Below are 7,320 nucleotides of genomic sequence, written 5' to 3'. Positions count from 1 at the left end.
CAGGCCGTGCCCACCGGGTACCAGGAGTGACAGCATCAGCGCAGCTTCGCGCGGTCCCTGAGCGGCTACCACCACGACCGGTTCGACCGGTACCACTCGATGGTGCCGGCCAGGCCCTCGTCGAACGAGACCAGCGGCCGGTAGCCCAGCTCGTTGGTGATCTTCGTGATGTCGACGGAGTAGCGGCGGTCGTGGGCCTTGCGGTCCTCGACGCGCTCGACCATCTCCTCGCCGACGCCGAAGGCCCTGAGCAGCCGCTGGGTCAGCTCGAGGTTCGTCAGCTCCGTGCCGCCGCCGATGTTGTAGACCTCACCGGGCCGCCCGGACTCCGCGACCAGCGCGATGCCGTGGCAGTGGTCGTCCACGTGCAGCCAGTCGCGCACGTTCATGCCGTCGCCGTACAGCGGGACCTTCTTGCCGTCCATCAGGTTCGTGACGAACAGCGGGATGACCTTCTCCGGGAACTGGTACGGACCGTAGTTGTTCGAGCACCGGGTGATGCACACCGGCAGCCCGTGCGTGCGGTAGAACGACCGCGCGAGCAGGTCGGACGACGCCTTCGACGCCGAGTACGGCGAGTTCGGCTCCAGCGGGTGGGTCTCCGGCCACGAGCCCGACTCGATCGACCCGTACACCTCGTCGGTCGACACGTGCACGAACTTCGAGACGCCCGCGTCCACGGCCCCCTGCAGCAGGGTCTGCGTGCCGACGACGTTCGTCATCACGAAGTCCGCGGCACCCATGATCGAGCGGTCGACGTGCGACTCGGCGGCGAAGTGCACGACCTGGTCGATCCCGGCCATGACCTGTGAGACCGCGGTCGGGTCGCAGATGTCCCCCCGCACGAAGCGCAGGCGGGGGTCGTCCTTCACCGGTGCCAGGTTGGCCTCGTTGCCGGCGTAGGTCAGCTTGTCCAGCACGACGATCTCGGCTTCGGCGAGTGACGCGTACGCCCCACCGAGTGCCTTGCGGACGAAGTGCGAACCGATGAACCCGGCACCGCCGGTGACGAGCACGCGCATAGAGCTCCCATTCCTCACCCGGAGGCCAACCCCGGACGGCCGCTACTGCGTCCTTACTGATAACAACACCCCGGGCCCCGAGGTCGCCCCGGTATCCTACTGGGAGGGGATTGGCGTGGGGGTGGGAGGAGCGTCCTTGAGCGGCTTACGCAAGGCCGGGGTCGTGACTGGCCGGTCTCTCTCCACGCTCCTGTCCGTCGCGGTCGTGGGTGCGATGGGTGTCGGCTACTGGACGTTCGGTAACGCCGACGAGGACACCGCGAAGACCGACGTGATCTCCCACGAGGTCGAGGACCAGCGCGTTCCGCTCGACGGCGCCGTCGACATGCTGCTCGTCGGCATGGACAGCCGCACCGACGCCTTCGGCAACCCCCTGCCTCGCGAGGTCCTCGACATGCTGCACGGCGGCAAGAGCGACGGCGAGCGCAACACGGACACGATGATCCTCGTGCACATCCCGGTCGACGGCACGCGTGCGATCGCGATCTCGTTCCCCCGCGACTCGTGGGTGCAGCTCGCGGGCGACTTCGGCAAGCACCGGCTCAACTCCGCGTTCGCCTACGCCTACAACAACGCCCGCGAGGAGCTGGCGAACACCGCGCCGGACGAGAAGTCGCTGGACGAGCAAGCCAAGGTCATCGGGCGCAAGAACCTGATCGAGACCATCCAGAACCTGATCGGCAGCTCGGTCACCATCGACCGCTACGCCGAGGTGAACCTGCTCTCGTTCTACGAGGTCACCAACGCCATCGGCGGCGTGGAGGTGTGCCTGAACGCGCCGACGCACGACGACCTGTCCGGTGCGGACTTCCCGGCCGGCCGGCAGACGCTGTCCGGGGCGCAGGCGCTCGCGTTCGTGCGGCAGCGCCACGGCCTGCCCAACGGCGACCTCGACCGGATCGTGCGGCAGCAGGTGTTCCTCGGCGCAATGGCCAACAAGGTGCTGTCCGCGGACATGCTGACCAGCCCGTCGAAGGTGCGTGAGCTGGTCGGCGCCGTGCAGCGGTCGGTGGTCCTGTCCAACGGCTGGGAGCTGTCGACGTTCGCGGCGCAGATGTCCGGGCTGAACGCGAGCGGTATCGACTTCTACACGATCCCGACGCTGGGCGAGGCGAAGATCGGCGGCGCGGACGTGCTGCGGGTCGACCCCGCGGCGGTGGCGGCGTTCGTGGCGTCGCTCACGTCGGACGAGTCGGGCCGGCCGGACACCTCGTCGGCGGGCTCGCCGGTCCCCGGCTCGAAGACCGCCACCACGACCACCACCACGGCCGCCGGCCCGCCGTCGAGCGAGGAGGGCCGGCCGACGCTCGGCATGATCACCGTGGACGTGCTCAACGGCTCCACCACCAAGGGGCTCGCCAAGGTGGTGCGGCAGACGGTGATGGGCAAGGGTTTCCAGGGCGGCGACGTCGGCGACGCGCCGAAGATCCAGTCGGCGTCGACCATCCGGTACCCGTCCGGCGAGCGGAACATCGCGGAGTACCTGGCCGGCGAGCTGGGTAGCCAGTTCACCCTGACCGAGGACAGGTCGCTCACGGCCGACCACCTGACGCTCGTGGTCGGGACGAACTACGAGACGACCGCGCCCACGAACGGGTTGCGGGCCCAGCAGCCGAGCACGCCGTCCACGTTGCCGTCCACGCCGCCGTCGTCCGGTTCGCCCAAGCCCACGCCGCAGGTCAACGCCAGCGGGTTGAACTGTGTGAACTAGCGGACATCCTCCAAGCGGGTTGATCCAGCCTGATCAGGCGGGTTTTGTCGGGCCGACCGGTTAGCCTTGTGCCAGGCGCCAGCAGGGGGAGGTGACCGGTGGCCGCCGATGACGCCACGCCAGCGGAAGAAGAACCGAAAGCCGAGGACTCGGCCGTCCCGGCGCGCCCGCGACGCCGCCGAGGCCGCGCACTGTTGATCACCGGACGGGTCCTCACCGGCCTGGTGTCCGCGGTCGTGCTGGCCGCGTTGTCGCTGGTGTACCTGCGGATCGACGCACTGGACAACAGCAAGAACACGACGAACGCGGTGGCGGAGGCGCAGTCGGCCCCGAACATGCCGGCCGCCGGCCCGAACGACGACGACGGCGCCAACGACATCCTCGTCGTCGGCAACGACAGCCGCACGGACATGCAGGGGAAACCGCTGTCCGCGAGGGTGCTGCGGGAGCTGCGCACCGAGGCGACCGACACGACCAACACCGACACGCTGATCCTGCTGCGGATCCCGCGGGACGGCAGCCGGGCGTCGGCGGTGTCGATCCCGCGGGACACGTCGGTGCACGTGCCCGAACGCAACCGCGACGAGAAGATCAACGGCGTCTACGGCATCACGAAGGCGCTGTCGATGGACCGGCTGGTCGCCGGCGGCGAGAAGGACCGCGCGAAGATCAACCGCGAGTCCGACGACGAGGGCCGCACGTCGCTGATCCAGGCGGTGCAGGGGCTGACCGGCGCGCGGGTGGACCACTACGTCGAGGTGAGCCTGTACGGGTTCTACCTGCTGACACAGGCCATCGACGGCGTGGACGTGTGCCTGAACCACTCGACGAGCGACCCGGACTCGGGCGCGCGGTTCCGCAGGGGCGTGCAGACCGTGCGCGGCGGCGACGCGGTGGCGTTCGTGCGGCAGCGCAAGAACCTGCCGCGCGGCGACCTGGACCGGATCGTGCGGCAGCAGGTGTTCCTGTCCTCGGCCATGCGCAAGGTGCTGACGGGCGACCTGCTGACGAACACCGCGAAGCTGAACGCCTTGCAGGACGCGGTGTCCAAGACCGTCATCATGGACGCCGGCCTGCACTTCCTCGACCTGGTGAACCTGGCCCAGACCATGGCCTCGGGCGACGTGCGGTTCGTGACGATCCCCGTCGAGGCGGTCGGCGCCCGCAACGACCGGCAGCAGAGCATCATCGTCGTGGACGTGGGGAAGGTGCAGGCGTTCGTGAAGGGCCTGCTCACCCCCCTGGCGCCACAACCGGCCGGCATGGGCGCCGGTTATGAGGGAACGGCACCGGCGGCTATCACCCAACCGGGTGTGCCATGCGTGGACTAGCGTGCTAGGTCGTGAGCCTCACGGAGAAGCTGCTGCGCGGCGCGCCGGCACGTCCACTGATCACCCATTACGACGACGCCGCCGACACGCGCGTGGAACTGTCGGTGGCGACGATGCGCAACTGGGCGGCGAAGACGGCGAACTGGTTGGTGGAGGAGCTGGACGTGACGCCGGGCGACCGGGTCGCGGTGCTGCTGCCGGCGCACTGGCAGACGGCGGCGGTCCTGTTGGGCGCGTGGTGGTGCGGCGCGGAGGTCGTGACGTCGGGCCCGTCGCCGGTGGCGTTCGTCCCACCCGGCGGCACTGCCCCCGATGCCGATGTCGTGGCCGTCGCCTCCCTGGACCCCATGGGCCGCGACCTACGCGGCAACGTGCCCGCCGGCGCCCTCGACTACCTGGCCGACGCCCGCCTGTTCGGCGACGATTTCCTTGCCCTGACACCGGTTCCCGGCGACACACCATGCTTCATGGGCACCCCGGTGGACGCGGTCCTGTCAGCGGCCGCCGCCCGCGCCGAGACCCTGGGCCTGACTCCCGAGTCCCGCGTACTGTCCACACTGGACTGGCCCACCGGCGTGATGGACGGCCTGATCACCGTGCTGGCGGCGGGCGCCAGCCTGGTGCAGGTGACGAACGCGGACCCGGCGAAGCTCGACAAACACCGTGAGGCAGAACGAACAACGGACGTGCTGACGTGAGCTTCGCCGCTGACGCGCGGAAGGTACGCAACCCCGACCTACCCCACCTGAGACGGTTGTCGGCGTTCCACTCGTGCGTGCAGCGGTACAAGCCGCTGGGGTTCGCCGCCACCCTGAGTTTCCTGGAGCAGCTGGCCGGCCGGTACCGCCAGGACGAGGAAGCGTTACTCCGCGCGCTGGACATGCTGGTAGACAGCCGAGAGCGCTGGAAACACGCCGTCACGGAATACGCCAAGGTACGCAAGTCCGCCAAGGCACGCGGCGAACGCACCCCGAGCCGACGAGACCCGAACCCGTGCCACGCCCCCACCCACTGGTACGGCGCCGAGCGCCACGGCGCCCTGCACGCCCTGGCGTTCCGCCAGTCCCACGGCCTACTCCCCCCACCCAAGGACGACGTGGCCGCGGACGTCCACACCCTGGTAACCCGAACCCTGGCCTCAGGCGGCAACCTGACAACCGACGACCGCGAACTACTGGCCGACCTGAGCGCGGAGCTACGCCGTCGCTGTCGCTGTCGCAGTACGAATGGAGCGGCCATCGCGCAGGCCCGTACCCTGCGACAGCTGGCCCAGTTCATCACCACCGCGTCAAGCTGACGAAGCCGTCCGCCCCTCCCCAGCGTCGTTCAAGCCGACCAGCGGCCGCCTTCGACCGTGACTTCGGCGCGCAGGTGTTCAATGTCCCGAATCATGACTCGGGAATCTCTTGCATGCGCACATCTGGGCGCCGTTGAACCACCAGAGCGGGGCGAAGGCCGCTCGATCAGGAACCGATCAGAGCCGATGGGGTGGTCAAGATCGTGGATCTAGCCCTTGATCAGGGCCTTGCCATGACCATGCGCTGGATCTGGTTGGTGCCCTCTTTAGATCTGGGTGATCTTCCTACTGAACAGAGGCCTCCTCAGCGTCATCCACCTCAGTTATCCTCTGACCTGCGCAAATAGCTCTCGACGTATCTCGCGGATTCCCACCCCTACCCATGTGTGACGGCGTGGAGACGGCGGATCTTGCTCGGGTCTTCGTCGCGTTCATCGCTGTGGAGTCATGACTCGGTGGTAGACGACAAGCTGACACCGTTTTCGGTCGCCCTGGGACGAATTATGACTTGAAGGCTGCTTGACAGTAGGCGCACCTAGATCAACATCTGATCAACTTGATCTTTAACCTGTGCGTCGTGGTTTGGTGCCCTTCTTGTGGTGGGTGGGGCGCTGGTATGCCTGGCCGGTGGCCAGGATGCGTCCGACGTTGTGGCGTGGGGCTGGGTGCTGGTTGGGGGAGCCGGTTGGTCTTCCGGGGCCTGGGTGGGTGGGTTTCGGTGCACTGGCTGGAGAAGCGATCTTCGCGTGGATGTTGCGAAACCCGCGTCGGACGCGTGCGGGGGTGAGTCGCTCCGGATCGAGAGGCTTTTCCCAGGGCCGTCTCAGATCGGTGGTCAGCGGTCGGGCGAGGCGGAGTTGGGTGTGCACGACGATCATCAGCCAGGTCCAGCGGTCGGCTGCGTGCGGGTCCCGCAGCTTGGGGACGGTCCAGCCGAGAGTTTGTTTGAACAGCCGGAAGGTGTGTTCGATGTCGAAGCGGCGCAGGAACGTCTGCCAGCAGCGGTCGACATCCGCCTCAGTCATGTTCACTGTGGAGCACCACAGCCAGACCGGTTTCGGGTCGCCGCCGCTGGGCAGATGATCAACCTGGAGCCGGATGACGGTGCCTTCGATGACCGGTAGGGGCCCTTCATGGTCGGTCCAGGCCGCTCGCCGGGTCAGCCGGGGGTGTAGTCGGTCCCATGCTTGCGCGGTCGCCGTGCCGTAGAGACGGGTGTCGGTGGTGGTCTTGGCCTGCTCAGGGCCCCAGGTGGCGGGGTCACCGAAGATGAACTCACCACCGTGCTTGGGTGGCCGACCGTTTGTCCCCGACGCTCGTGGCGCAGCGGGTCGGGCGAGGACCCGGTCCGAGCGCATCCGGCCCAGAACCTCGACCGGCAGGTCGGCCAGCAAATGCGCGATACGCGGGGCGTCGTAGCCAGCATCCAGCACCACGAGGATCTCCGGGTCACCGTGTAGCCACTGACCAGCAGCGATGAGCCGTTCGACCACGCCGCGGATCTGGTCGGTGGTCACCGCCGCGACATCCGCACCCGGCAGCAGGCGGACCGCGTCCAGCAACGCCGTCCACGACGTGCGCCCGGTCTCCAACGCCGCCACCACCGAGTACGGCCAACCCGGAACCATCAAGTGCTGATCCTTGCCACGCCCGTAGGTATGGCAGAACGACCGCTCCGAGCTGGTGCCGGCATCCGGTCGCAGCCACGGCGACACATCCACCGCCAGCCTGATCCGCCCGTCCTCTGCTCTCGGTAACCCTTGCGCGGCAACAAGGTTCCGTAACGAGGCGATGTTGAGGCGGCCGTGGTTGATCCCGTCATACAACGCGCCGTGCCCACGCCGGTGCTCCGGCACCAGCGACAACCCCACCAACGAGCGAACCGGACCGTCAGCGCAGAGCACCGCGTCCGCCAACTCGAACAACGCATCAGCCCGAGCCGTCACACACCCGTATACC

General features: G+C 68.1%; 6 protein-coding genes. 4 read left to right on the top strand and 2 right to left on the bottom strand.

Annotated elements, in window-relative coordinates:
* Nucleotides 1-65 precede the first annotated feature (65 nt).
* The gene (gene rfbB / locus ACJ73U_RS01245; RefSeq protein WP_407775602.1) at nt 66-1,022 is read right to left on the bottom strand and encodes a dTDP-glucose 4,6-dehydratase; all 957 of its coding nucleotides are present in this window, start codon (nt 1,020-1,022) and stop codon (nt 66-68) included.
* A 136-nt stretch (nt 1,023-1,158) separates the two neighbouring features.
* On the opposite strand from rfbB, the gene ACJ73U_RS01240 reads away from it, so the two are divergent.
* The 4 genes from ACJ73U_RS01240 (at nt 1,159) to ACJ73U_RS01225 (ending at nt 5,361) form a co-directional block, all read left to right on the top strand.
* Nucleotides 1,159-2,733 (top strand): LCP family protein, encoded by a 1,575-nt coding sequence (locus tag ACJ73U_RS01240; protein WP_407775601.1) that lies wholly within the window; start codon nt 1,159-1,161, stop codon nt 2,731-2,733.
* A 98-nt stretch (nt 2,734-2,831) separates the two neighbouring features.
* Nucleotides 2,832-4,064 (top strand): LCP family protein, encoded by a 1,233-nt coding sequence (locus tag ACJ73U_RS01235; protein ID WP_407775600.1) that lies wholly within the window; start codon nt 2,832-2,834, stop codon nt 4,062-4,064.
* Nucleotides 4,065-4,075: 11 nt separating this feature from the next.
* Nucleotides 4,076-4,762, top strand: coding sequence for a TIGR03089 family protein (locus ACJ73U_RS01230; RefSeq protein ID WP_407775599.1), 687 nt, complete (start codon nt 4,076-4,078; stop codon nt 4,760-4,762).
* The gene (locus tag ACJ73U_RS01225) at nt 4,759-5,361 is read left to right on the top strand and encodes a hypothetical protein (protein ID WP_407775598.1); all 603 of its coding nucleotides are present in this window, start codon (nt 4,759-4,761) and stop codon (nt 5,359-5,361) included. The genes ACJ73U_RS01230 and ACJ73U_RS01225 overlap by 4 nt, the downstream gene beginning before the upstream one ends.
* A gap of 563 nt (nt 5,362-5,924) precedes the next feature.
* Here ACJ73U_RS01225 and ACJ73U_RS01220 read toward each other — a convergent pair.
* The gene (locus ACJ73U_RS01220) at nt 5,925-7,307 is read right to left on the bottom strand and encodes an NF041680 family putative transposase (RefSeq protein ID WP_407775605.1); all 1,383 of its coding nucleotides are present in this window, start codon (nt 7,305-7,307) and stop codon (nt 5,925-5,927) included.
* Between the last annotated feature and the right edge of the window lie 13 nt (nt 7,308-7,320).

It is taken from the genome of Actinophytocola sp. (assembly GCF_045807065.1).
In the GTDB taxonomy this organism is placed as follows: domain Bacteria; phylum Actinomycetota; class Actinomycetes; order Mycobacteriales; family Pseudonocardiaceae; genus Actinophytocola.
This window is presented reverse-complemented; position numbering and strand designations above follow the sequence as displayed.

Excerpts from the sequence above, each read along its gene's own strand:
- rfbB (WP_407775602.1), bottom strand. The coding sequence starts at position 1,022 with ATGCGCGTGCTCGTCACCGGCGGTGCCGGGTTCATCGGTTCGCACTTC.